Consider the following 22,431-nt stretch of genomic DNA (forward strand, 5'->3'; position numbering starts at 1 on the left):
GGCCAGCTCCGGGATCATCCCCATGTAGATCGCGACGGGCGTGCCCTTGCGAACCCCGACCTCCCGGAGGGCGTTCGCCATCCGGACGACGTCCCGCTGCAGGTCGGCGTAGGTGATCGTCCGCGTGTCGCCGGGCTCGCCTTCCCAGTGGTAGGCGACCCGGTCGCCGAGCCCGGCCTCGACGTGGCGGTCGACGCAGTTGTAGGCGACGTTGAGAGTGCCGCCGAGGTACCACCTGGCATACGGCAGCTCCCACTCCGACAGCGTGTGGAAGTCCTCGAACCAGCTCACGCGCTCCCGGGCCTCGGCCTCCCAGAAGGCATCCGGGTCGACGGCGTAGATCTCGGGCTTGGCGTTCGCCTGCGCCGCGAAGTCCGCATCGGGCGGGAACCGCCGCTCCTCGTCGAGCAGGGTGTGGATCGCGTGGTCGCTCATCGGGCGGCCTCCAGCGCCGCGGCCGACGGGTCGAGGCCGTACGGGAAGTCGGTGATCGTCTCGCACCCGTCCTCCGTGACGAGGAGCATGTCCTCGACGCGGACGCCGCCGAACCCTTGGCGGTAGAGGCCCGGCTCGAGGGTGATGACGTCCCCGACGACGAGGTCGTGACCCGCCTTTCCGAGGTAGGGCGACTCGTGGACGTCGAGCCCGACTCCGTGCCCGAGGCTGTGGCAGAAGCCGTCGCGGAGCACGGTGCCGTCGGGAACGGAGAGCTTGGTCGGGTGCCCGTGCCCCGAGAACAACTCGCACACCGACCGGTTCACGTCGCGGCCGTTCACCCCCGGACGGACGAGCGTGCGCGCGAGGTCGAGCGCCTCCAGGCACTGGCCGTGCCAGGCGACGATCTCCGGGTCGGGCGCCCCCACGGTGAACGTCCTCGTCATGTCCGCGAAGTACCCGGTCTCGATCTCCTGGGGCCAGAGATCGCAGACCACGACGTCGTCGTTCGAGAGACGGCCCGACCCCTGCTCGTGCCCGTCGGCGGCCTGCGATCCGTGCGCTGCGATGAGGTCGTCGCCGCGGCACCCGTGGTGCGAGAAGGCCTCGACCGCCGCCGCCCGGAGGCGCTCGCACGTCAACGGCTCGCCGTCCTCCACGCGACCGCCGTCTCCGGGCTCCGAGCGGGCGAGCAGCGCGGCGATCGCGGCCATCCCGGCCTCCGCCGCGCGGGAGGCGCGGCCGATCGCCTCGACCTCGCGAGCCGTCTTCGCGCGGCGGCGATCGTCGAAGAAGCGCTGATCGACGGTCAGCTCCACCCCGTCGGCCCGCAGCGCATCCGCGTGACGCAGCGGGAACGACTCGGGCACGACCGCGTCGCGGAGGCCGAGGGAGCTGGCGATGCGCACGGTCTTGATGGGCTCGATCTCGTACAGGTCGACGCCCTCGCGGATCAGGTCGTCGGACGGGAACGTCTCCACGGGCACGATCTCGATCGACGGGTCGAACGCGGCGATCCGATCGCCCTCCACGCTCCAGACGACCGCCACGCGGCGGCCGTCGAGCTCGACGTAGCGGAAGGGGTCCATGATCGCGACACCAACCTGGTGGCGCAGCTCCGTCGACCGTCCCGAGTCGCCGATCAGGAGGACGTTGGGCACGCCGCAACCCTACCCAGAGGCCGTGCCTCCGGCGGTAGGGTCTGGCCCGTGGCGGCCCCTCTCGACGACCTGCGCACGCGGCTGGCCGAAGTGTCGGACCTGAGCCGTGCCGCCGGAGTGCTGGGCTGGGATCAGCGGGTGACGATGCCGCCGCGCGGCACCGAGGCGCGGGCCTCCCAGCTCTCGACGCTCAGCCGCATCGCGCACGAGCGGTTCACGGACGACGAGATCGGTCGGCTGCTCGACGCGTCGGAGCCGCTCGTCGAGTCGCTCCCCTACGACTCGGACGACCGGAGCCTCGTGCGGGTGACGAGGCGCGACTGGGAGAAGGCCCGACGCGTGCCGAACGACCTGCGCGCCGAGATGACGCTCCAGGCCGCGCGCGGCCATCACGCCTGGGTCGAGGCGCGCCGCACGAACGACTTCGCCTCGTTCCTGCCGTACCTGCGGGCGAACGTGGAGCTGAAGCGGCGCTACGTCGAGTGCTTCGAATGGTCGGACAGCCCCTATACGCCATTGCTCGACGACTACGAGCCGGGGATGCTGACGACGGAGGTGCGAGAGGTCTTCGCGACCCTGCGACCTGCGCTCGGCGAGCTCGTCGCCGTCGCGCCCGACGTCGATGCGTCGTTCCTCGAGGGCGACTTCCCGCCGGAGGCGCAGCGGGCGTTCGCCGAGCGCGTGCTCGCGACGCTCGGCTTCGAGGAGGGCGCCTGGCGCCTTGACCCGACCGCGCACCCGTTCTGCACGTCGTTCTCGAATCGGGACGTCCGGCTCACGACCCGCTACCGCGCCGAGGACCTCGAGTCGATCTGGTCGACGATGCACGAGGCCGGCCACGGCCTCTACGCCCACGGGATCGCGGACTCCCTGCTCCGCTCCACCCTCCACGGAGCGCCGTCGCTGGGGATCAACGAGTCGCAGAGCCGCACCTGGGAGAACCTCGTCGGCCGGAGCCGCCCGTTCTGGGAGCACTGGTACGGGCCGCTCCAGGAGACGTTCCCGCGTCTCCGGGACGTCGAGCTGGACGCCTTCGTGCGCGCGATCAACCGCGCTGAGCCCGGGCTGATCAGGGTGGACGCGGACGAGACGACCTACAGCCTCCACATCATCCTGCGGTTCGAGCTCGAGCAGGAGATGATCGAGGGAAAAGTCGCCCTGGAGGACCTCCCCGAGACGTGGAACGCGCGGATGCAGGAGCTCCTCGGCATCGACGTCCCCGACGACGCCCACGGGGTGCTGCAGGACGTGCACTGGTCGGGCGGTGGGATCGGCTACTTCCCGACCTACGCCCTCGGCAACGTCATCTCGCTGCAGCTGTGGAAGGTCGTGCGCCGAGCGCTGCCCGACCTGGACGCGCAGCTCGCGGGCGGCGACCTGCTTCCGCTCTCCGACTGGTTGCGCGACAACCTCTATGCCCTCGGACGCAAGCTCACGCCCAAGGAGACGATCGAACGGCTCACCGGCTCCCCGGAGATCGACCCGGCGCCCTACCTCGGGTACCTGAGCGACAAGGTCACCGCCCTGGAGGCCTGAGCCGATGGGGATCGCGCTCGGCGACCGCGAGCAGGAAGCGATCCGGGAAGCTCTCGCGGGCCTCGAGCGGAACGTCGACCTGAGGCTCGAGCTGGGGCCGACCGCGAGCCCCGTGACGCTGCTCGCGGCGGGTGGGCGCGAGATCGACTCGAACGCCGTCGCGCGGCAGGTGGTCGAGGCGGTGTGCGCGCTCTCCGACAGGGTGTCGCTCACCGTCACCGAGCACACCGACCCCGGCCCGTGGCCGCGGACGACGATCGCTCCGCGGCTCGAGTACCTGGGCATGCCCCTGGGCTACGAGCTGACGACCCTGGTTCACGCGATCACGGAGGCGGGTCGCGGTGCCCCCTCGCTGAGCGTCTCCACGCTGGAGCGCCTCGCCTCGCTCGAGCGCGACGTCGCGCTCGACGTCTTCGTCACGCCCACCTGACCGCACTGCCCGCCGGCCGTGCTGCTGGCGTATCGGTTGGCGCTCGCCTCGCCGCGCGTCAGCGCGAGAGGGATCGAGGCCTCCGAGTTCGCCGTGGAGGCCGATCGCCACGGCGTCCACGCGGTTCCGGCGATCGTGGTCGACGGCCGCTACGCCTGGGCCGGGTCCGTGCCCGAGCCGGCGTTCGTCGAGCGCGTCCTGGCCGCCGCCGGGAACTGACCACCCCTACACTCAGGTCGTGGACGCCATCGACCGCGCCAACGGCCTTCTCCAGCTCTACACGGAGCTCACCCTGGCCGAGCTGCCCGTCGGGGCGGAGGTGTTCGACGCGCACACGCATCTCGGCGAGGACATCGACGGGATGGTCGGCGACCGCGACGAGTTGCTGGCGATCCAGCGCGCCTACGGCATCAGCCGGTCGTTCGTGTTCTGCCTCGACGAGCCAGACCGGCGCCCGTGCTTCACCGCGGCGAACGACCGGACGATCGCGCACGCGGGGGCGGCGTCGGCGGAGCTGCTTCCGTTCGTGCGGCTCGACCTGGACGAGAGCCCGGTGGAGGAGGCGACGCGGTGCCTCGACCTCGGCGCGCGCGGCATCAAGCTCCACCCGCGGGCGCAGCGGTTCCTCCCCGACGACCCTCGGCTCGAGCCGGTCTTCGCGCTCGCAGCGGAGCGCCGGGTGCCGATCCTGATCCACGGCGGCCGCGGCCTGCCGCCGATCGCGAACTCGCTCGCGCGCCTGCTCGACCGGCACGCGCCGCCCGCGCTGATCGTCGCGCACGCCGGGATCGTCGACCTCGCCGCGATGGCGAGGAACTTCGCGGGCCGGCCGGGGGTCTTCTTCGACACGTCGGTGTGGAGTCCGCTCGACCTGCTCGACCTGTACCGGCTCGTGCCGCCCGAGCAGGTCGTGTACGCCTCCGACTACCCGTACGGCCGCCAGCCCAACTCGCTGCTGATGGCGGTGCGCACCGCACGGGCGTGCGGCTTCGACGACGCGCAGGTGCGCGCGCTGCTGCACGACACCGCCGCAGGGATCGCCGACGGCCTCGAGCCGCCTGCCCCGGGCGCCCCGCAGGGGCCGACGGAGCTGTCCCACCCGGTCACGTTCTTGCGGATCCACCAGTACCTGACGATGGCCTCGGCGATGCTCTGGCTGCGTCATTCGTCGGACACGTACGGCGTCGTCGGCCTGGCGATCAACGCGTGCGACGAGCGGTCGAACGGTCACCGTGAGCAGACCGAGCAGATCCGCGAGCTCCTCGTCGCGACGCGCGAGCTCTGGGACCTTGCCTCGCAGACGGAGGACGACGCGGATCGACGCCGCGCGCAGCGCGGGGCGTTCCGCCTCGTCCACCTCGCGAGCGTCCTGGCCGTGACGCACGCCGCGTAGGGCGCCCTTTCCGGCGTCTCCTACGCGAGCCGCTCCTCCCGCAAGGTCCTATCGGTGCTGCACCCGGTGGAGCGCCCGCTCGGCGAGCGTGGCGAGCGCGCTTCGCTTCCAGGCCGACTGCGGGTTACCGGGGAGCCCCGCGAGGGGGTCGGAGGGGTCGAGCTCGCACGGCACGTTCGCGACGCCTCCCGCGACCAGCCTGACCTCGTCGCCGCGTCGCGCCGCCGCGATCGCGACCAGCGGGAACGAGAACGCTGCCCGCTCGCCGAGGCGCTCGTAGGCGGACGCGTCCGGTGGCGGGGGCAGGAGCACCGCGACCACCAGCTCGCCCGGCTCCAGGGTGAGCAAGGACCGGTTGTCGGCCGACGGGCGCCGGTACAGCTCGAGGAGCGGCAGCTCGCGGGTGCCGCGTCCCGACCTGGTCTCGACCGTGGCCCCGGACACGGCGAGCGCAGGCGCGAGGTCCGACGGGTGCGCGGAGATGCAGTCGCCGGGCTGGAGGCCGTGCTTGCGGTGGTCGCCGACCTGCGCGAAGCACGTGTCGCCGCCGCCGAGCCAGCAGTGCCACTCGGCCCCGCGGTAGTACCAGCACCGCGTGTGCTGGCACAGGTTGCCGGCCACGGTGCCGACGTTTCGCAAGAGCGGCGACGCTGCGAGCGACGCCGCCGCGCCGACCGCCGCGTACCCCGCGACGAGCGGAGAGGCCGCGAGCTCGGCCAGCGTCACGGTGGCGCCGATCCGCAGCCCGCCGTCCCGCTCCTCGATCGCGCCCAGCCCGGCGTCGCGGAGGTCGACGAGGAGGGTCGGCGAGGTGATCCCCCGGTCCAGCTGGCCGGCGAGGTCGGTGCCGCCGCCGAGGGGCGCTGCGCCGTCGCCGTCGAGCAGCGAGAGCGCCTCGTCGAGCGAGCTCGGCCGCGCGTATCCGCTCACGCGAGCGCCTCCAGGACGCGGGCCGGCGTGAGCGGCAGCGCGCCTGCGCGGCGCCCGGTCGCGTGGGCGAACGCGTTGGCGATCGCGGCGGCGGTGGGCACGATCGGCGGCTCGCCGAGCCCCTTGGAGCCGAGGTTCGGGAGGTTCGCGTCCGGCACGTCGACGAAGTCGACGACGATCTCGGGCACGTCTGCGATCGTGGGCACCTTGTAGTCGTCGAGGTGGCCGTTGACCGGGATCCCCGTGGTGGGGTCCGTGAGGAGCTCCTCGCAGAGTGCGTAGCCGATCCCCTGGATCACGCCGCCCTCCGCCTGGCTCGAGGCCGCGAGCGGGTTGACGATGCGCCCCACGTCGTGCACCGCGACGACGCGCTCGACGGTGACGACCCCCGTCCCCGGGTCGACCGCGACCTGGGCGATCTGGCAGCCGAACGTGTTGACGCGGAACCCTTCGGGGTTGGGGCCGCGGGCGCCCGAGCCGTCGATCGTCGCGTTGCCGAGCTTGCCGGTCACCTCGATCACGTCGACGTCGAGGCCGCCGTCGCGCGAGCGGATCCGGCCCCCGGAGATCGTGAGGTCGGCGGCGGCGATCTCGAGCACGTCCGCCGCCAGGCTGAGGAGCGTGCGGCGGACGCTCCCGGCTGCACTTCGCACCGCGGGCATCACGGCAGGCGTCGTCATCGAGCCGCCCGCGACCGGCCCGTACAGGTTCGGCGCGGTGTCGCCGCCGCGGGCGACCACCCGGTCGAGCGGCAGCCCGAGCTCCTCCGCGGCGACGATTCGCGCGGATGTCAGCGTGCCCGTGCCGATGTCCTGGATCCCCGTCGTCACGAGCGCGCGTGCCTGCGCGTCGAGGCGCACCGTCGCGTGCGCCGGCGGGCCGCCGCCGCCCCACCAGATCTGCGTCGCGCACCCCATCCCGCGCAGCAGGCGGTCCGAGCTCGCCTCGCGGAGCCCGTCGCGCTCGGCCCAGCCCGCGAGCTCGGCGGCCCGGTCGTAGCAGGCGAGCAGTCGCTTGCTCGAGTAGGGAAGACCCGAGCCCTGGTCGAGCTCGATGTGGTTCGTGCGTCGCAGCTCGAGCGGATCCATCTCGAGCGCGAGCGCGAGCTCGTCCATCGCCTGCTCGAGCACCGTCACCCCCTCCACCACGCCGGGCGCACGGAACGCGTTTTGCGCGCGTAGGCTGGTCTTGACGGGGAAGATCATCGCGCGGACGTTCGGGCAGGCGTAGAGCGAGAGCGCCGGCTCCCCGACCGGGAAGATCCAGCCCGCGGCCCCCATCGCCACCACGGCTGCGACCTCGATCCCGACGAGGGTGCCGTCGCGGCGGGCACCGATCGTGACCGTCTGGCGCGTCCAGGCCCGCCGGCCCCCGACGAGCTGCTCCTCGTGCCTGCCGAGCGCCAGGTGCACGGGCCGACCCGCGGCGCGCGCCAGCTCGGCCGCGAGGAGCGCCTCGACGCCGGCGCCTTGCTTTGCGCCGAACCCGCCGCCGATGTACTCCGAGATCACCCGCACCTGCTCGTTTCCGAGCCCGAAGCGCCCCGCGAGCTCCCGCCGCGCATCGAACATCCCCTGGGTCGAGACCCAGGCGGTGAGCGAATCCCCGTCCCAGCGCGCCACGGCCGCGTGCGGCTCGAGCGGCGTCTGCACGTGTGCCGGGGTCTCGCACGTGAGCTCGACCTTGACCTCGGCCCCGTCGAGCGCGCCGTCCGGGTCGCCGCGCACCGTCTCGCGCGGCTCCTCCGTGAAGCGCTGCTCCTCGAGCCCCGCCTCGAGCTCCAGCGGCGCCAGGGCCTCGAGCTCCGGGGAGAGCGCGGCGATCCCCGCCGCGGCCGCCTCCGGGGTGTCGGCCGCGACGGCCGCGATCGGCGCACCGGCCCAGCCTGGCTCGGCGGTCAGCACGGCGTCACCGCGCATCGTGAAAGGCCCGTCCGGCCCGAGCACGGCCCGGACTCCCGGAGTCGCCCGGGCGGCCTCGAGGTCGAGACCGGTCACGCGGCAACGTGCGACCGGCGCGCGCAGCACCTGCGCGTGGAGCATCCCGGGGAGCGCGATGTCGACCGTGTAGCGCGCCGCCCCGCTCGTGCGCAGCAGGCCGTCGTCGCGCGTGGCCGGCTTCCCGACCACGTCGAGCTCGGCACCCTCCGCCCACGTTTCCAGGTCGTCGTCCTCGTCGACGAGCACCCAGACGTCCTCGAAGCGGCCCTCCATCTCCCGCTGCGACTTGACGAGCCGCGGCCTCATCCGACCGCCTGCCCGGACGCGCGCAGGATCGCGCGCTCGATCTTCGGATACGCGCCGCAACGGCAGATGTTGCCGGCCATGGCGACGCGGATTGCCTCTCGCGTGGGCGTGGGGTCGGAGGCGATGAGCGCGCTCGCGGACACGATCTGACCCGGGGTGCAGAAGCCGCACTGGAGCGCGTCCTCGGCCACGAACGCCTCCTGCAGCGCCGCCGCGGCCTCGTCGAGCCCCTCGATCGTCGTCACCGTGCGCCCCTCGGCCGCGCCGACGGGGAGCAGGCACGAGACGACCGGCTTCCCGTCGAGCAGGACGGCGCAGGCCCCGCAGGCACCCTCACCGCAGCCGTGCTTCGCCCCGAGCAGCGCGAGGTCGTCGCGCAGGACGCTCAGCAGACGGCGCGTCGGCGGGACGTCGAGCGCGTGAGCCTCGCCGTTCACCACGAGGGAGATCGCCACCCTGCTAGCACTACAGGCCCCGGTCGACCGGCGTCAACTACCCTCCGCGCCATGCCGCGGGTCGTCCTCATGCTCGTGCTCGTCCTTCTCCTCGCGGCGGCGGGCTGCGGGGGCGACGACGGGAGCGACGAAGCGGCCGACACGACCACCGAGACAACGGAGACCGGCGGCGCGACAGGGTGCTCCAAGGTCGAGGCGCCCGCGCCACGGAAGGGCGGCGGCGCCACAGAGCCCGGCGAGCGGCTCGACCCGGAGCGCACCTGGACGCTGACCTTCGACACCTCCTGCGGGAGGTTCGTCGTGACGCTCGACACCGCGGGCGCTCCCGCGACCACGGCGTCGCTCGTCGCGCTCGCCGAGGACGGGTTCTTCGACGACACGCTCTTCCATCGCGTCGTGCCGGGATTCGTGATCCAGGGCGGCGACCCCACACAGACGGGGACCGGCGGGCCGGGCTATTCGACGGTCGACGCGCCCGCTTCCGACACGACGTACGTGAGGGGCGTCATGGCGATGGCCAAGACTGCAGCGGAGCCGGCAGGCACCGCGGGCAGCCAGTTCTTCGTCGTCACGGGCACCAACATCGGGCTGCCGCCCGAGTACGCGGTCGTCGGGAGGGTCACCGAGGGGCTCGACGTCGCCCTGCTGATCGACGCGATCGGCGATCCGACGACGGAGCAACCGCTCCTGCCCGTCGTGGTCGAGTCCGTGACCGCCGCCTCCAGCGGATGAGCAGGATCGCCGCGGTCGTGCTCGCGGCGGGCGCCGCGACGCGGTTCGGGGCGCCCAAGCAGCACCGGCTGCTCCCCCTCGTCCTCGAGCGGCTGGCCGCCAGCCCCGTCGAGGAGGTCGTCGTCGTCGAGGGGGCGTACGCGCTCGGCCTCGGCCGGCAGGCGGGCTCGCGCTCGCCTCGCCTCGTCCGCTGCCCGGACTGGGAGCGCGGTCCCGGGGCGTCGCTCCGCTGCGGGCTCGCAGCGCTCGCGGACGACGTCGGCGCGGCGGTCGTGATCATGGCGGACGGCCCGCTGCTCCACCCGGAGGCGGTCGCCCGGGTCATCTCGAGCTGGCGATCCGAGGGCGGCGAGGTGGTCGCCGCCTCCTACGGGGGCGAGAGGGGCCATCCGCTGCTTGCTGCCAGGAGCGTCTGGCCGGACGTCCCCGACGAGGGCCTCCGCGTGGTCGACCCGCGCCTCGTGCCGTGCGACGATCTCGGGGCTCCCGGGGACGTCGACACACCCGAGGATCTCGCAGCGCTGGACCCGTAGGTCGGGACGCCGGGCGGCTCAGACGGGCGAGGTGCCCGGGTCCGTCGTGCGCAGCTGCGTGAGCTTCTCCATCAGCCCCGGAGGCATCCGCTCAGCCGCAGTCGTGCGGACGTACGTGCGGAGCCGCTCCTCGAAGCGGTAGCGCCGGCGGCAGTAGTCGCACCCGTTCAGATGGAGCTCGGCCTGCGTGACCTCCTCGTCCGTCAGCTCGCGGTCGAGATAGCCCTGCAGGAGCTCCTCGCACTTGCCGCAGTCGTCGCTCATGCAACCGCCTCCTCCGCGAGCCTGGACTTCAGGAGCCTACGGCCCCGGTGGAGTCTCGACATCACGGTGCCGATCGGGATATCCAGGATCTGGGCCGCGTCCGCATAGCTGAAGTCGCCGATGTCGACGAGGATGACGACGTCGCGGAAGTCGTCCGGGAGAGACGAGAGCGCGGTCACGATCGAATCCTGCGACAGGCGCTCGACGACACGGTCCTGGTCGAGCACCTGCTCCCCCGCGGACTCGGCGACCTTGTTGGCGAGGTAGTAGTCGTTCTCCTCGAGCGGCGTCTCGTCGGGGCGCCGCTGCAACCGCCGGCCGCGGTCGACGTTGAGGTTCGTGAGGATCCGCAGCAGCCACGCACGCAGGTTGGTGCCGGGCGTGTACGACTGCCAGCTCCTGAAGGCTCTCGCGTACGTGTCCTGCACCAGGTCCTCGGCTTCCTCTCGGGTGGTGACGAATCGACGTGCGACCCGGTAGACCTGGTCGGCGAGCGCGAGGGCCTCTTCCTCGAAGCGCACACGGTCGCGTGCTTCCGCCGCGATCCGCCGCGCCCCGTCCGGCTCGGCCGTGTCGGGCTCGACCACCGGGCTACCGTAGCAGCGTCGTTACGGAAGGGTGAACGGCCGGGGGGACGTGACTATTCCCAGCAGGCGTCAGCCGAGTCGCGACGCCATGCGGCTCTCCTGCTTCCGCGCCAGCTCCTCCGCGAGGGCCCGGTGCCGTGTCATGTGCGAGCAGACCACGAACGCCAGGACGCGTCCGTGGCGCCAGAAGACGATGGTCCCGGTATCGCTGGCGCTCGAGGTACGCACCCATCCCTCGTGACCCAGTCGGATCCGTCGCGCAGGCCCGAATCCGCCGCCGGCCGGCGACCGGAACTGCGACACGAGCGTGCTCCGTGCCCCGGCCGTACGACGGAAGACGTACGCACCGGAGGTGACGAACCGCCACCGCGGCGGAGCGGTGTTCATGTACCGCGCGACGTACATGCCCATGAACCCTTCCCGCACGAGCTTCCGGGCCTCGTCGAGCTGCGACGCGGCGAGGGCCGCCCGAGAAAGCCCCGCGCTGTTGCCCTGATCGAACAGGTAGCCCGCCGGGGCGTCGACCTCGAACAGCGTGAGGTCGCGCGGCTCGACCCTCGCCGCGCCCGCAGCCTGCGGGACGATTGCGGCGACCACGAGAGCGGCGAGCAGCCCGCGCATGACTCCAGTGTGCACGGGGGACAGTGATCGGGTCAGACGGGCTCAGGTCGCGGGGCGCTCGTGGAAGCCCGCCCCGGCGAGCGCCCGTGCGAGCGTGTCGCGCGACGTCTGCTCGTCGTCCCAGGTGAGCGTCACCTCACCCATCAGGCTCGCGTGCGCGCCCTCGAGCCCCGCCTGACCTTCGAGCGCCGTTGCGAGGCGCATCACGCAGCGCTCGCAGCGGATGCCGGAGACGTGGAGGGTGTCCGTCGTGCTCGCCACGCCGCGATCCTAGACGGACGCGGCGGCGGCGCGACGGAGCGGCAGCTCGGCACCCGCGAGCGTCACGAGCAGCGGGTCGTGCGTCGCGCAGATCACCGTCGTCCCGTGCTCGCGGGCCAGATCTGCGAGGAGACCCCCGATCGCGAGCGTCGTGACGCTGTCGAGGCGGGCGGTGGGCTCGTCGGCCACGAGCACGCCGGGGCCACCGGCGATGGCACGCGCCAGCGCGACGCGCTCCCGCTCTCCGGCCGAGAGCCGGTCGACCGCACGCGCCGCATGGTCGGCGAGCCCGACGATCGCGAGCGCGTCCATCGCCCGCTCGTGCGCCTCCACGCCCTCGATCCCCCTGAGCCCCAGCGTGAGCTCCACGTTCTCGCGGGCGGTCAGCAGCCCGGAGAGCCCGGGGGTCTGTCCGACCACCCCGATGCGCTCCCGCCTGAACGCCGCACGCCCGTCCCGGTCGAGCCGGGACAGCACGACCCCGTCCACCAGCACCTCGCCCTCGTCCGGCGTGTCGAGACCGGCGAGCAGTGCGAGCAGCGTGGACTTCCCGGAGCCCGAGGGCCCAGTGACGACGGTCAGCGTGCCCGGGAGGAACGTCGCATCCACTCGCTCGAGGGCGGTCTCCAGGCCGAACCGCCGGGTCACCCCGCGGGCCTCGACGACGGAGCCCGAGGCCGTGACGGGTGCCTCCGGCGCGGTCGCATCCTCGGGAACGTCACCGGCAGGGCGAAGCTCCACGACGCCGCGACCCAGGTGGACGACGGCGCGGTCCCCGATCCCGGCGGCACGGAGCGTCTCCTCCGGGACATGGAGCCACCCGCCCCGTCCGATCACGATCGTGTCCCCGTCCGCGCGACGCTCCTCGCCCACCCGTCCGTCCCGGACGTGCACGACGCGGTCGGCGATCGCGGCGGTGGAGGGATCGTGGCTGACGACGAGCGCGGCGGCGCCCTCCTCACGGGCGAGCTCGGCGAGGAGATCGAGCACGCCGCGCGCCGACGACTCGTCGAGCTCGCCGGTCGGCTCGTCCGCGACCAGCAGCGCGGGGGAGTGCGACACCGCCGCGCAGAGCGCGATGCGCTGCTGCTCTCCCCCGGAGAGCTCGCGGGGGCGCGCGTCGGCGCGGTCGACCAGCTCGACACGTTCGAGCAGCGCGCGCGCCCGCCGCTCGCGCTCCGCCCGGGTGGCTCCGCGCAGCCCCAGGGGGAGAGCGACGAGCTCCAGCGCGGTCAGCTCCTTCGAGAGCGCGCGCCAGTAGTGCTGGTCGGCGTAGCCGACCACGCGGGCCCGGTGGCGGGCGAGCACCGACGCCCGCGCGCCCCCGACGTCGAGGCCGTCGACGAGGGCGAGGCCGGCCGAGGGCCGCTCGAGACCGGCGACGACGCGGACGAGCGTCGACTTGCCCGCCCCACTCGGGCCGAGGACGACGCACAGCTCCCCGGGCTCGACCGCGAGGGTCAGCCCTCGCAGGGCCGCGACGCCACCGTCCTCGGAAGGGTGGACGACGAACACGTCCCGCAGGTCCACGAGCGGCGTCCCCCGTCCCGGCCCGACCGCCGGGCGAGACGCGGCCGGTGCGGATCGGCTCACGTCTCCCCTCCGATCCGACCCGGCCCGCGCGGGTCGTCGAACGCGGACCGCGTCGTCAGCGCAACGAGCCCCACCGCGGCGGCCGCGAACGCCGCGACCCCGAGCGCGAGGGCCAGCGGGTCGACGGTGGTCGCGAGAGGAGGCTCCGGCGCATCGGCGCGGGCGGTCACCGACACGACCCGCGTGACGAGAAACGCCAATGCGACGCCCGCAACGGCCCCGACCGCCACGCCCGTCAGGGCGACGAGGCCCGCGCGCGTCGTGACCATGCGTCGCAGGAGACCAGGGGTGGCCCCCTGCGCCTCGAGGTCGGTGAGCTCGCCGCGGTCGTCGCGGAGGTCTGCGCGGATCGCGACGGCAAGGCCGACGGCCGCGAGCGCGAGCGCAGCGAGGGCCGCCGCGGCGAGCGCGAGGAGCGTGCCGTGCCCGAGGGGATCACGCCGGGCATCCTCCTCGAGCGCGGCACGCGAGCTCTTCGCCAGCACGGCGAAGGGCCGCCGGGAGAGCGCGGCCTCGACGTTCTCCCGCGCGCCGTCGTCGACGTCCAGCCACAGCTCCGACACCGGCGCCGCGCCCGGTGCAGCGGTGTTGATCGCGGTCGAGAGGGCTCCGAGGTCGGCGACGACCGCATCGCCGGTCGTCCCCGGGATCCTCTCGACGACCGCCGCGACCTCGACGTTGACGGGCTCGCCCCCGACGAGGAGCGGAAGCCTGCCCCCGACTCCACCCGCGAGCTCGCCGAGCGCCGGCGTCACCGCAGCGGCGGGGGGCGCGCCGTCCGTCGGCTGCCGCGGGCGGAGGCGCGCCTCGCGCTGCGGGGTCACCGCGTACCTGACGCGCATCGACCCCGTCGCCTCCCGTGCGGCGAGGATCGTGGCACCTCCTTCGCCGAGCCAGCCGTCCAGCGAGGTGTCGGCGACGTCGAGGGTCGTCGTCCCGCGCAGCGCGACCCCTTCGTCGGAGCCCCGCTCGAGGATTCTGGGCGGCACCAGCGCGATCGCGACGAGCCGGCCGCCTCGGGCGCGCTCCGGCAGTCGGGCCGAGAGAACGGTTGACCGCCGGGCGTCTGCCGAGCCCAGGTCGACTCGCCGGAACTCGCCGTCGGGCTGCTCCACCGTTGCCCGGAACGACAGCAGCCCGGGGCCCACCGAGACGCGGAGCACCGGTCCGCGGAGTGGCGCCCCGCGGAGGGCAGTGTCTCCGGGCGGCGCGACCGCCTCGACGAGCCGGCCGCGCGCGACTCCCCAGTCTCCGCGCCAGAGCGGCAGCTGCCGGATCGCCTCCTGGGGGAGCCCGAGCACGGTCACGCCGGAGACCGCTGCCGAGGGACCGGCGCTGGCGGAGGCGCGGAGGACCGGGTGGGCGGCCTCGACCCCGGGAACCGAGGCGTAGCGCTCGAGCGGCGCCGCGCGCAGGACAGGGACGAGGGCACCGAGGTCCTCCCGCACCACCACGTCGGCCGGCACTGCGAAGGCGGCCCGGTCACGTTCCCCGGCCACGAGTGTCGAGCGGTATGCCTCCGCGAGCACCGCGAGGCCCACGGCAAGCGCCAGGAACGCCGCCGCGATGGCCGCGGCTCCGGGCGCCCGCGAGACCGAGACGCCCGCCAGCCGCACGTCGCGCCGACCCCGGCGCGCGAGCAGCCGGCCGACCGCGGGGAGCAGCCTGGAGGCGCCGACGGCGGCGGCGAACGCGACGAGGCCCGGCAGGAGCAGGAGCACGATCGGGGCCGCGCCGCCCGTGGCCAGCTCGTCCGGGTCGACCGAGCCGCTCGCCCAGATCGCGAGCGCAGCGACGAGCGCCGCGACGGCGGCGATGTCGAGCGGGCCGAAGCCCCCCCGACGGCGGGCGTCGAGCGAGACGGTCAGCGCGAGCACCAGCGCGGAGAGGACGGCGACCCCGAGGCCGAGCAGCAGGCCGGTCGGCGAGAGCACGCTCTCTGCGAGCACCGGGCCCACGGGAGCGTCTGCCAGCGCGGTGGCGACCGCCCCGCCGACGCAGCCGACGACCCAGCCGGCGGCGGCCCCGCCGAACCCCACGACGACGCTCTCGGTCGACGTCAGGAGGCCCCGCTGCCAGCCGGTCGCACCGTGCCAGGTCAGGCGACGCCGGGCAGCGGCAAGGTCGCGCCGCAGAGCGCCGGCGGCAAGGATCGCGAACGCGACGAGGAGCGCGGCCGCCTCGCCGCCTACGAGCAGCAGGCGACGGCCCGCCACCGTCGCGTCGCGCTCCGCGGCCTCGAGCTCCTGCGACGGGAGCGAGAGCGACCATGCGAAGGAGCTCGACTGGAGCTCGGCCCTGGCGCGGTCGGCGTCCGCCGCGAGCGGGCCGATCTGCCACAGCCGCGGTGTCCCCGCCGACAGCGGCTGAACCCAGCTGTAGCTCCGGTAGGAGCGGTCGAGGACGGGGGAGGCGGCGAGGCCGGCGACGCCTTCGGCCACGACGAGCGGCCCCGGCTCGGGGCGGTGGTAGCGCGCCGCCTCGGCGAGCGCCGGGGCGAGAGCGGCGTCGGCGAGCGCGTTGTCCGTCGGCGCGAGGAAGTCGCCGAACAGCTGGCGCGAGCGCAGCGCTGCGGTCCCCACCTGGACGACGCGCAGGCCCGGCACGTCGGGGAGGCTTCCGACGCCGCGCAGGCGCAGCACTTCACAGCGCTCGGGCACGCATGCCCGGGGCAGGTGCCCCGAGCGGAGGACGACGTGGGGCGCGAGCCCGTCGACCGCCGCGAGCCCGACGAACACGCCGCCGATCGTGCTCTCGCGGACGAGCGCGATCGCGGTCGGCTCACCCGCGGGGAGGGGTGTGAGAGCCTTGCGCGCCTCGCGGTCGAGGCGGGGCCACTCCTCCTCGCGCCCGGCCGGCACGCCGAACCACGACGCCCGGACCGCCCGGGCCGCCGCAGGCAGCCGCTCGACGTCCTGCGCGACGCTCCGGTCCTTTGCGACGGTGGCGCCCACGAGGATGCCGGCGAGCACCGCCGCGGCGGCTGCGATCCCGAGCGCCGCCCCGAGCGCACCGCCGTCGCGGCGGCGGAGCCGCCGCAGGGCGAGCGAGACGACGTACCAGGCGCCGCGCACCCGCTATCCCTCCGCCCCGGCCCGGCGGTGCCGGTATGCCCGCGACTTCTCACGGCTTCCGCAGACCTGCATCGAGCACCAGCTGGAAGAGCGGTTCCGGGAGCTGTCGTAGAACAGCCAGCCGCACGTCTCCTGCCGGCACGCCTTCAGGCGCTCCCAGGCCCCGGCGGCCCGTGCCTCCGCGACGAGCGCGACGAGCGCCCCGAGCCCACGTGCCGCGCCCGTGCCGGCGGGGGCGAGCCCGACGCCCTCGCTCCCGGCGCGGACGACGAGCGGGAACGCCCCGAGCGCCGCGTCGATCGCCGCTCGCCGATCGGCCCCGGGCGGGACGCCGAGCGTGTTCGCGAGCGCGAGCTCCCGCAGCGCCGAGCGGAGCGCCCGCGCCGCGACGAACAGCTCGCCGTCCACGTCGTCGCCGGGCCGGGTCAGGCCGCGACCCTCGAGCCACGCGCCGAGGGCCGCCGGGGTGGCGACGTCGTCGCGGTTCCAGTCCGGGATCTCCGTGTTGACGAAGTCCTGGACGAGATCGAGCGGGGCGGGAGCGGGCGGCCGGCCGCCGGGCTGGAAGCTCGAGGCCACACGGTGAACGTAGCGCGGTCTGCGCTACCGGTCAAGAATCTTCGACGGTTACCGCGTAACCTTCGTCAAGATGACACCGGTCGTTCGTTTGCGATCCCGTGCACGGGCCGTCCCGCCGCCTCCCACGCGTAGTAGGAGGCGCTCGGCCCGTAGCCCGACTCGTACGAGACGACGCGGGGATTTCGCCCCACCTGCTTCGCGCGGTTCGCGTGCCACAGGAGGTTCGGATCGTCCCGGTCCTGCCAGACGAGGACGAGGTGGGCGGCGGTCATGAACTCCGCCACGAAGGTGCAACCGTTCGCGGGGCACGGGAACGGGTCGGTCTTCACGCACCACCAGCCGGTGTGGTTCCCCGCGTCGTCGTCGCGCCAGAGCTCCTCGTCCTCGAGCAGCTCCTCCTCCGCGACGTCGAGCGTGCCCCGCTGCGGTGCCTCCCGCTCCACGCCAGCACAATAGATGCGATGAGCGACCGCGATCTCGCGCTCGTGCTCTCCGGCGGAGGGATGAACGGCCTCCTGCTCGAGCTGGGTTTCTTGAAGCGCCTGCGCGAGGATCCGCTCTGGGAGCGGGTCGCCTGGATCTACGGCACGTCGGCCGGCGCCCTGTGCGGCATGATGGGGGCGCTCGACCGGCTCGACGCGCTCGAGGAGTTCGTGCTCGACCTCCGACCGGAGGAGACCTTCCGCCCGAACCGCCTCTGGCAGACCCCTCTCAACGGCCTGCACGACTACGCGCTCCCCGAGACGATCGCCCGGCGCCTCGCTCCCGTCGGCGAGCTGGCCCGCGAGGTCGGCACCATGCCGATCGAGCTCGTGGTGACCGTCACCGACGTCACGGACGGCGAGCTCGACGAGAGCCACGCGTACGAGCGGGTCTACTCGAGCCGGACGACACCGAGCGACGTGATGGCCACTGCGGTGCTCGCCTCGGCGGCGATCAGCGCCCTCGTCCTGCCGCTCCGGGTCGGCGAGGTGATCGGGACGGACGGCGGCTGGGTGCGCAACTTCCCGCTCGGCCATGCCTACGACAACCCCGACGTCGGCGAGATCATCGGCTTCCGCTACGTCTCCCGCGTCACCCGCGGCTCGGGCGAGAACCTGGCGCGGCTGCGGCGCCGCCTCGAGCGGTTCCGGGGAGTCCCCCCGGTGCGCGCGCTGATCGGCGACCTCCGCGCGGCCGAGGAGCGCCAGGAGCGCGGCGAGCCCGCGCACCTCGCGGACATGATCGTCCGCCTGATGCGGGTGACGGTGGCGCGCAACACGGAGCTCGAGGTGCGCTCGGCGAACGAGAAGGACGCCTCCGTCCGCGAGCTGGAGGCGCTCCGCCAGGACGTGGTCGCGACGGTCCGGCGCAGCGCCGCTCCCTGGCGTCGCCGCGCCGCCGTCGCAGAGGTCCAGGCGCATTTTGCCGGTGCGCGCTTTCCCTTCCGCCACGACCGCGCGCTGCCGCTCACCATCGTCCGCGGCGACCCCGGCGAGGACGCCCTCGACTCGACCTTCCGCACGGGTCTCGAATGGCCCATGGAGGACAAGCTCGCGCTCGTCGCCCGCGGCTACGAGCAGACCGACGCAGTGCTCCGGGAGCGTCGTAGCTAGCCGGAACGCCACCGCCGCCTCTCGGCGGCGGCGGGCCGCAGAGGCGGGCAGGCGACCAGCCTCTGCTCTCGTGGGCGGGCCAGGACGCCCGCCGAAGATCTACGAGGAGGCGCGCTCGGGCACCCGCCCCAGCTCGACCTCGATCGTCTCCTTCTTGCCGTCGGCGTGGACGACCGCCAGGCGAACGGTGTCTCCCGGTTCGTGGCCCGCGATCGCCTCGCGGAGCGCGTCCCCGGAGGTGACCTCCTTGCCGTCGATCGCGACGATCATGTCCCCGCCGAGCTGATAGCTCTGGCCCGCGACGACGACCTGGGTATCGCCTCCCTCGATGCCGGCCTTGGCGGCGGGGCTCCCGGGCTGCACCGCGCCGACGAGCACGCCCTCCTCCGCCGGCAGCCGCAGGACACGGGCGACCTCGGAGTCGACGTCCTGGAGCGTGACGCCCACATAGGCCCGGTCGACACGGCCGTTCTCCAGGAGCTGGGCGACGACGCTCTTGACGGTGTTGGAGGGCACGGCGAAACCGATCCCGACGTTCCCGCCCGACCCGTTGGCGGTCTCGATCTGCGAGTTGACTCCGATCACGCGCCCGTCGGCGTCGATCAGCGGGCCGCCCGAGTTGCCGCTGTTGATCGGCGCGTCGGTCTGGATCACGTGGTCGATGGTGAAGTTGTTGGGCGCGCGCACCTCGCGCTGGAGCGCACTCACGATCCCGGCGGTGACGGTGCGCTCCAGACCGAACGGGTTTCCGATCGCGACCACGGGGTCACCGACCTCGACGGCGTCGGAGTCGGCCAGGGAGAGCGGTGTCAGACCCTTGGCGTCGACCTCGACCTCGAGCAGCGCGAGATCCGTGGAGGGGTCCGTTCCCACCACCTTCGCGTCGACGGTGTCCTGGTTCGAGAAGCTGACCTCGATCTCCGCGGCCCCGTCGACGACGTGGAAGTTCGTGACGATGTGGCCCTCCTTGTCGATCACGAACCCCGAACCGAGGCCCCGCTGCGCCTGTCCGGGAACGACGTTGCCGAAGACGTCGGTCCCGGGCGCGCCGGGCGAGGTCGAGGTGATCTGCACCACTCCGGGGCCACTTCGACGGTAGATCTCGGCCACGTCGATCGTGGTCGAGCCAGCGGGGGACGTGGCGGCTGTCTGCTGGCTCGCGATCGGAGTGGCCTCCTCCACCGACGCGGCATCGTCGAACGCGCCGAGTGCCCAGGCGCCGGCGAGGGCCGCGCCGCCGCCGAGAAGGGAAGCGGCGGCGAGCGCGGCGAGCGGCCTCGCGGCGGACGCGACTCGACCCGACCGCGTCGGGCCGTCCGCGTCGGGGCGGCCTGGTGACTCGGAAGAGCTCACGCCGTCGTTATAGGCGCAGGCCCGTGAACGCTCTGTTGTGAGGCGTTAAGCCGTCGTTGCGGCGACGGCGACCGTCTTCACGACCTGCTCGCGCTCGGCACCGAGCGCGTCGTCGAGCTTCCTCCCGAGGTCGCCCGAGGCGAAGAGCTCCTCGGTGATGTCCGCGCCGCCGAGCAGCTCGCCGTTCACGAACACCTGCGGGATGGTCGGCCAGTCGGTCAGCGCCGAGAGCTCCTGGCGGATCTGGGGGTCGGGGAGGACGTCGACCGCCGTGATCGGCGCGCCCGCCTGCCACAGCGCCTGCAGCGCGCGCAGCGAGTTGCCGCACGCCGGGCGCTCGGGCGTGCCCTTCATGAAGATCGCGACGGGCTCGTCGTCGATCACCTGCTTGATCTGGTCGCGGAGCGTCATTCGGAGAGTCCCTTCGTCGTGATGCGGAGCTCGTGGATCGTGCCGTCGGCAAGGGGCGCGGCCAGTGCACGGTTCACGAGGCGGTGCTGCTCGACGAGCGACAGGCCGTCGAACGCGTCGCTCGAGACGGTGACGTGGAAGTGATCGCCTCCGCCGGTGCGGTCGAGCACGTCGATCTCCCCTCCGGGGAACGCATCCTCGAGCAGCGCGCGCAGCGTGTCGGTCGACATCCACGATGATGGTAGTGATGGCGCTCCGCCCGACCGCGAGCTTCCTGCTGTCCGTGCCCGAGCGCGTCGTGCGCGGGCTCGCAGCCGTGCTCGGCGGCACCCTCCACGAGACGTTCGAGCTCGCGCTGCCGCGACTCGTGCGCAAGTCCCGGCTCTACGAGGCGACCGCGAAGAACGTCCTCCGCGTGACGATCGAGCTCGTGGGCGGCGTCCCGGCCCGGGCGCCGGTCGAGGGCGAGCACGAGCCAGACCCGGGCCGGCTCGCGGTCCGGAAGGGCGCGGGCAACGTCGTCGAGCTCGGCTCGATCGCGGCGTTCGGCTTCTCGCCGCTCTGGGTGCTGGCGGCCGCGGCGGACGTCACGCACGGCTCGCGCGTCTACCTCGACGCGTTCGTCGGGGAGCTCGTCCGCGCGGGCGTGCTGCCCGAGGGGTCGAGGCCCGGCTCGGTCGACGAGCTCCTCGCCGGCCTCGAGGGGGTCTCCGGGACCACCGCGAGGCTCGTCGACATCCCGCCCTTGGAGGTCGAGGCACTCAGGCAATCACTCGGCCAGATCAGGCGCGACGCTGCCTCGCTCCCGGCACCGGACGAGCTCGCGCGCGTGTTCGACGGCCTGCGGGAGGCCGCCCGGCGGGAGCGCACGAGCCTGCTCGAGGTATCCGTCGGGATCGGCCTTGCCTTCTTCAACTCCGCCCGGTACGTCGGGCGCCAGCACGTGCTGGACCCCTACCGCGCGGACCTGCGCCCCGTCGCGAGCGAGGGCTTCGGAGCGTATGCGCGCCGCGTCTCCCGCCCGTACGGGGAGGCGGTCGCGCGTCATTTCGACACGGAGCGCCCCACGCTCACCGAGCGCGGGCTCGGGAGGCTTCGCCGTTCGGAGCGCGCCCGGTGAAGCGGCACCCGGCGCTGGTCCCCCTCTCCGACGACCATCACCACGAGCTCGTCCAGGCGAGGCGGCTCCGTGCGGCGGCGGACGGCGAGCCCCACGAGCGGCTCGCGGCCGCAGTCGCGTACGTCGAGATGTTCTTCACCGTGACCGTCGAGCACTTCCGCCGCGAGGAGGAAGAGCTGTTCCCCGTCTACCTGCGGCAGCCGGGCGCGGACGCGGCGCTCGTCGATCGGATCCTGCGCGAGCACATGGAGCTGCACGGGCTCGCACGGGCGATCCGGGCAGAGGTGGCGGCGGAGGACGTGTCGCCCGACACGCTCCGCGAGCTCGGCATGCTGCTCCACGACCACGTGAGGGTGGAGGAGCGCGAGCTCTTCGAGGCGATCCAGCGTCTCGTCCCCGACGCGGAGCTCGCACGGATCCCTTCTCCATGATGTATACTGCGATGTATGCGTCGTAAGCAGATCTACCTCGACGACGCCAGCGAGAGGGCGCTCAAGCGTCTTGCAGCACGCACCGGACGCTCGGAGGCCTCGCACATCCGCGAGGCGTTGCACCGCTACCTCGCGGACGGGATCGAGCACCCGGAGGATCCCCTCGAGCGCCTGATCGGGCTCGTTCCCGACGAGACGGGACCCGACGACGTCGCGGAGGAGCACGACCACTACCTCTACGGCGCGCCGAAGGAGCGGGTCTGAGGGTCGTCTACGCCGACTCGGGCGCCTTCATCGCGCTGCTCTGGCGTCGTGACCGCGCGCACGAGCGGATCCGGGACCACTACACGGAGTTGCGGGAGGCGGGCGACGTCCTGCTCACGTCGGACCTCGTCGTCTCCGAGACGGCCACCCGGCTGAGGTTCGACGCCGGTCTCGAGGCGGCGATCGCGTTCCGCAGCCTCCTCGAGGCGGCAGTCGAGGCCGGACGGCTGATCGTCCGCCACGCCGACGCCGCGCTCGACGCGAGGGCCTGGGACCTGATGGAGCGCCACCCGGACCTCACCCTCTCGTTCACCGATTGCGTCGGCGCCGTGACGGCCACGGAGGGCCGTGCCGCTGCCGTCTTCGGCCTGGACAACGACTTCCGCGTCCTCGGCTTCACCCTCGAGCCGTGAACGCTTCCTTGCCCC

Annotated in this window: 26 protein-coding genes and 1 pseudogene; 11 read left to right on the forward strand and 16 right to left on the reverse strand. The window is 73.5% G+C overall.

Annotation, left to right across the window (positions count from 1 at the left end; all coding sequences use genetic code 11):
* Together VFO26_RS16915 and VFO26_RS16920 are read right to left on the reverse strand one after the other, a co-directional pair.
* The coding region (locus tag VFO26_RS16915) for an acetyl-coenzyme A synthetase N-terminal domain-containing protein (RefSeq protein ID WP_325116255.1) at positions 1-435 on the reverse strand (435 nt) is incomplete at its 3' end.
* A complete protein-coding gene (locus VFO26_RS16920) occupies positions 432-1,595 on the reverse strand; it encodes a M24 family metallopeptidase (RefSeq protein WP_325116256.1) in 1,164 nt (387 codons plus the stop codon). The genes VFO26_RS16915 and VFO26_RS16920, both read right to left, overlap by 4 nt.
* Before the next feature lie 48 nt (positions 1,596-1,643).
* Between VFO26_RS16920 and VFO26_RS16925 the strand changes: the two genes are divergently transcribed.
* The 4 genes and pseudogenes from VFO26_RS16925 (at position 1,644) to VFO26_RS16940 (ending at position 4,954) form a co-directional block, all read left to right on the forward strand.
* Positions 1,644-3,131 carry a carboxypeptidase M32 gene (locus tag VFO26_RS16925; protein ID WP_325116257.1) on the forward strand — a complete coding sequence of 496 codons (1,488 nt, stop codon included), beginning with the start codon at positions 1,644-1,646 and terminating at the stop codon, positions 3,129-3,131.
* Positions 3,132-3,135: 4 nt separating this feature from the next.
* Positions 3,136-3,561, forward strand: a complete 426-nt coding sequence (locus VFO26_RS16930; RefSeq protein WP_325116258.1) for a hypothetical protein — start codon at positions 3,136-3,138, stop codon at positions 3,559-3,561.
* Positions 3,562-3,573: 12 nt separating this feature from the next.
* Positions 3,574-3,780 (forward strand): annotated as a pseudogene (locus VFO26_RS16935) (thioredoxin family protein); the annotation flags it as partial.
* Positions 3,781-3,799: 19 nt separating this feature from the next.
* Positions 3,800-4,954 carry an amidohydrolase family protein gene (locus VFO26_RS16940; protein WP_325116259.1) on the forward strand — a complete coding sequence of 385 codons (1,155 nt, stop codon included), beginning with the start codon at positions 3,800-3,802 and terminating at the stop codon, positions 4,952-4,954.
* A 48-nt stretch (positions 4,955-5,002) separates the two neighbouring features.
* Here VFO26_RS16940 and VFO26_RS16945 read toward each other — a convergent pair whose 3' ends face one another.
* From VFO26_RS16945 to VFO26_RS16955, 3 genes are read right to left on the reverse strand one after another with little or no spacing between them, the layout of a single operon-like run.
* The gene (locus VFO26_RS16945) at positions 5,003-5,884 is read right to left on the reverse strand and encodes an FAD binding domain-containing protein (RefSeq protein WP_325116260.1); all 882 of its coding nucleotides are present in this window, start codon (positions 5,882-5,884) and stop codon (positions 5,003-5,005) included.
* A complete protein-coding gene (locus VFO26_RS16950; RefSeq protein ID WP_325116261.1) occupies positions 5,881-8,130 on the reverse strand; it encodes a xanthine dehydrogenase family protein molybdopterin-binding subunit in 2,250 nt (749 codons plus the stop codon). Before VFO26_RS16950 ends, VFO26_RS16945 begins: the two co-directional genes overlap by 4 nt.
* Complete coding sequence (locus VFO26_RS16955; RefSeq protein WP_325116262.1) at positions 8,127-8,585, reverse strand: (2Fe-2S)-binding protein; 459 nt, start codon at positions 8,583-8,585, stop codon at positions 8,127-8,129. Before VFO26_RS16955 ends, VFO26_RS16950 begins: the two co-directional genes overlap by 4 nt.
* Positions 8,586-8,636: 51 nt before the next feature.
* On the opposite strand from VFO26_RS16955, the gene VFO26_RS16960 reads away from it, so the two are divergent.
* A complete protein-coding gene (locus VFO26_RS16960; RefSeq protein ID WP_325116263.1) occupies positions 8,637-9,317 on the forward strand; it encodes a peptidylprolyl isomerase in 681 nt (226 codons plus the stop codon).
* Complete coding sequence (locus tag VFO26_RS16965; RefSeq protein ID WP_325116264.1) at positions 9,314-9,850, forward strand: nucleotidyltransferase family protein; 537 nt, start codon at positions 9,314-9,316, stop codon at positions 9,848-9,850. The genes VFO26_RS16960 and VFO26_RS16965 overlap by 4 nt, the downstream gene beginning before the upstream one ends.
* An 18-nt stretch (positions 9,851-9,868) precedes the next feature.
* On the opposite strand, the gene VFO26_RS16970 is transcribed toward VFO26_RS16965, so the two are convergent.
* The 8 genes from VFO26_RS16970 to VFO26_RS17005 form a co-directional block, all read right to left on the reverse strand.
* Positions 9,869-10,114 carry an anti-sigma factor family protein gene (locus VFO26_RS16970; RefSeq protein ID WP_325116265.1) on the reverse strand — a complete coding sequence of 82 codons (246 nt, stop codon included), beginning with the start codon at positions 10,112-10,114 and terminating at the stop codon, positions 9,869-9,871.
* Positions 10,111-10,701: a sigma-70 family RNA polymerase sigma factor gene (locus tag VFO26_RS16975; protein ID WP_325116266.1), complete on the reverse strand. Its 591-nt coding sequence runs from the start codon at positions 10,699-10,701 to the stop codon at positions 10,111-10,113. The genes VFO26_RS16970 and VFO26_RS16975 overlap by 4 nt, the downstream gene beginning before the upstream one ends.
* A 69-nt stretch (positions 10,702-10,770) precedes the next feature.
* The gene (locus VFO26_RS16980; RefSeq protein WP_325116267.1) at positions 10,771-11,322 is read right to left on the reverse strand and encodes a hypothetical protein; all 552 of its coding nucleotides are present in this window, start codon (positions 11,320-11,322) and stop codon (positions 10,771-10,773) included.
* A 42-nt stretch (positions 11,323-11,364) separates the two neighbouring features.
* Positions 11,365-11,583: a heavy-metal-associated domain-containing protein gene (locus tag VFO26_RS16985; protein ID WP_325116268.1), complete on the reverse strand. Its 219-nt coding sequence runs from the start codon at positions 11,581-11,583 to the stop codon at positions 11,365-11,367.
* Positions 11,584-11,592: 9 nt separating this feature from the next.
* A complete protein-coding gene (locus tag VFO26_RS16990) occupies positions 11,593-13,176 on the reverse strand; it encodes an ABC transporter ATP-binding protein (protein ID WP_325116269.1) in 1,584 nt (527 codons plus the stop codon).
* Positions 13,173-16,250, reverse strand: coding sequence for an FtsX-like permease family protein (locus VFO26_RS16995; RefSeq protein WP_325116270.1), 3,078 nt, complete (start codon positions 16,248-16,250; stop codon positions 13,173-13,175). The genes VFO26_RS16990 and VFO26_RS16995 overlap by 4 nt, the downstream gene beginning before the upstream one ends.
* Positions 16,251-16,253: 3 nt before the next feature.
* Complete coding sequence (locus tag VFO26_RS17000) at positions 16,254-16,829, reverse strand: CGNR zinc finger domain-containing protein (RefSeq protein WP_325116271.1); 576 nt, start codon at positions 16,827-16,829, stop codon at positions 16,254-16,256.
* A 65-nt stretch (positions 16,830-16,894) separates the two neighbouring features.
* Positions 16,895-17,272, reverse strand: coding sequence for a hypothetical protein (locus VFO26_RS17005; protein WP_325116272.1), 378 nt, complete (start codon positions 17,270-17,272; stop codon positions 16,895-16,897).
* Between the two features lie 18 nt (positions 17,273-17,290).
* Here VFO26_RS17005 and VFO26_RS17010 point away from each other — a divergent pair, with 18 nt between their 5' ends.
* The gene (locus tag VFO26_RS17010) at positions 17,291-18,424 is read left to right on the forward strand and encodes a patatin-like phospholipase family protein (RefSeq protein WP_325116273.1); all 1,134 of its coding nucleotides are present in this window, start codon (positions 17,291-17,293) and stop codon (positions 18,422-18,424) included.
* Between the two features lie 99 nt (positions 18,425-18,523).
* Here the strand turns inward: VFO26_RS17010 and VFO26_RS17015 are convergent, their stop codons facing one another.
* From VFO26_RS17015 to VFO26_RS17025, 3 genes are read right to left on the reverse strand one after another with little or no spacing between them, the layout of a single operon-like run.
* Positions 18,524-19,777 (reverse strand): S1C family serine protease, encoded by a 1,254-nt coding sequence (locus tag VFO26_RS17015; protein WP_325116274.1) that lies wholly within the window; start codon positions 19,775-19,777, stop codon positions 18,524-18,526.
* Between the two features lie 45 nt (positions 19,778-19,822).
* Positions 19,823-20,188, reverse strand: coding sequence for a glutaredoxin family protein (locus VFO26_RS17020; RefSeq protein WP_325116275.1), 366 nt, complete (start codon positions 20,186-20,188; stop codon positions 19,823-19,825).
* Positions 20,185-20,418, reverse strand: coding sequence for a BolA family protein (locus VFO26_RS17025; protein ID WP_325116276.1), 234 nt, complete (start codon positions 20,416-20,418; stop codon positions 20,185-20,187). Before VFO26_RS17025 ends, VFO26_RS17020 begins: the two co-directional genes overlap by 4 nt.
* A gap of 17 nt (positions 20,419-20,435) precedes the next feature.
* Between VFO26_RS17025 and VFO26_RS17030 the strand changes: the two genes are divergently transcribed.
* The 4 genes from VFO26_RS17030 to VFO26_RS17045 are packed head-to-tail and all read left to right on the forward strand — an operon-like array spanning position 20,436 to position 22,416.
* The gene (locus VFO26_RS17030) at positions 20,436-21,308 is read left to right on the forward strand and encodes a hypothetical protein (RefSeq protein WP_325116277.1); all 873 of its coding nucleotides are present in this window, start codon (positions 20,436-20,438) and stop codon (positions 21,306-21,308) included.
* Positions 21,305-21,739, forward strand: coding sequence for a hemerythrin domain-containing protein (locus VFO26_RS17035; RefSeq protein WP_325116278.1), 435 nt, complete (start codon positions 21,305-21,307; stop codon positions 21,737-21,739). The genes VFO26_RS17030 and VFO26_RS17035 overlap by 4 nt, the downstream gene beginning before the upstream one ends.
* 15 nt (positions 21,740-21,754) lie before the next feature.
* A complete protein-coding gene (locus tag VFO26_RS17040; protein ID WP_325116279.1) occupies positions 21,755-22,003 on the forward strand; it encodes a CopG family transcriptional regulator in 249 nt (82 codons plus the stop codon).
* Positions 22,000-22,416, forward strand: a complete 417-nt coding sequence (locus VFO26_RS17045) for a type II toxin-antitoxin system VapC family toxin (protein ID WP_325116451.1) — start codon at positions 22,000-22,002, stop codon at positions 22,414-22,416. The genes VFO26_RS17040 and VFO26_RS17045 overlap by 4 nt, the downstream gene beginning before the upstream one ends.
* The last annotated feature ends 15 nt before the right edge of the window (positions 22,417-22,431 follow it).

Origin of the sequence: Gaiella sp. (assembly GCF_035710885.1) — a bacterium.
Classification (GTDB): Bacteria; Actinomycetota; Thermoleophilia; order Gaiellales; family Gaiellaceae; genus Gaiella.

Excerpts from the sequence above, each read along its gene's own strand:
- VFO26_RS16960 (WP_325116263.1), top strand. The coding sequence starts at position 8,637 with ATGCCGCGGGTCGTCCTCATGCTCGTGCTCGTCCTTCTCCTCGCGGCG.
- VFO26_RS16970 (WP_325116265.1), bottom strand. The coding sequence starts at position 10,114 with ATGAGCGACGACTGCGGCAAGTGCGAGGAGCTCCTGCAGGGCTATCTC.
- VFO26_RS16980 (WP_325116267.1), bottom strand. The coding sequence starts at position 11,322 with ATGCGCGGGCTGCTCGCCGCTCTCGTGGTCGCCGCAATCGTCCCGCAG.
- VFO26_RS16965 (WP_325116264.1), top strand. The coding sequence starts at position 9,314 with ATGAGCAGGATCGCCGCGGTCGTGCTCGCGGCGGGCGCCGCGACGCGG.
- VFO26_RS16930 (WP_325116258.1), top strand. The coding sequence starts at position 3,136 with ATGGGGATCGCGCTCGGCGACCGCGAGCAGGAAGCGATCCGGGAAGCT.
- VFO26_RS17040 (WP_325116279.1), top strand. The coding sequence starts at position 21,755 with ATGCGTCGTAAGCAGATCTACCTCGACGACGCCAGCGAGAGGGCGCTC.
- VFO26_RS17010 (WP_325116273.1), top strand. The coding sequence starts at position 17,291 with ATGAGCGACCGCGATCTCGCGCTCGTGCTCTCCGGCGGAGGGATGAAC.
- VFO26_RS17020 (WP_325116275.1), bottom strand. The coding sequence starts at position 20,188 with ATGACGCTCCGCGACCAGATCAAGCAGGTGATCGACGACGAGCCCGTC.
- VFO26_RS17030 (WP_325116277.1), top strand. The coding sequence starts at position 20,436 with ATGGCGCTCCGCCCGACCGCGAGCTTCCTGCTGTCCGTGCCCGAGCGC.
- VFO26_RS17025 (WP_325116276.1), bottom strand. The coding sequence starts at position 20,418 with ATGTCGACCGACACGCTGCGCGCGCTGCTCGAGGATGCGTTCCCCGGA.
- VFO26_RS16950 (WP_325116261.1), bottom strand. The coding sequence starts at position 8,130 with ATGAGGCCGCGGCTCGTCAAGTCGCAGCGGGAGATGGAGGGCCGCTTC.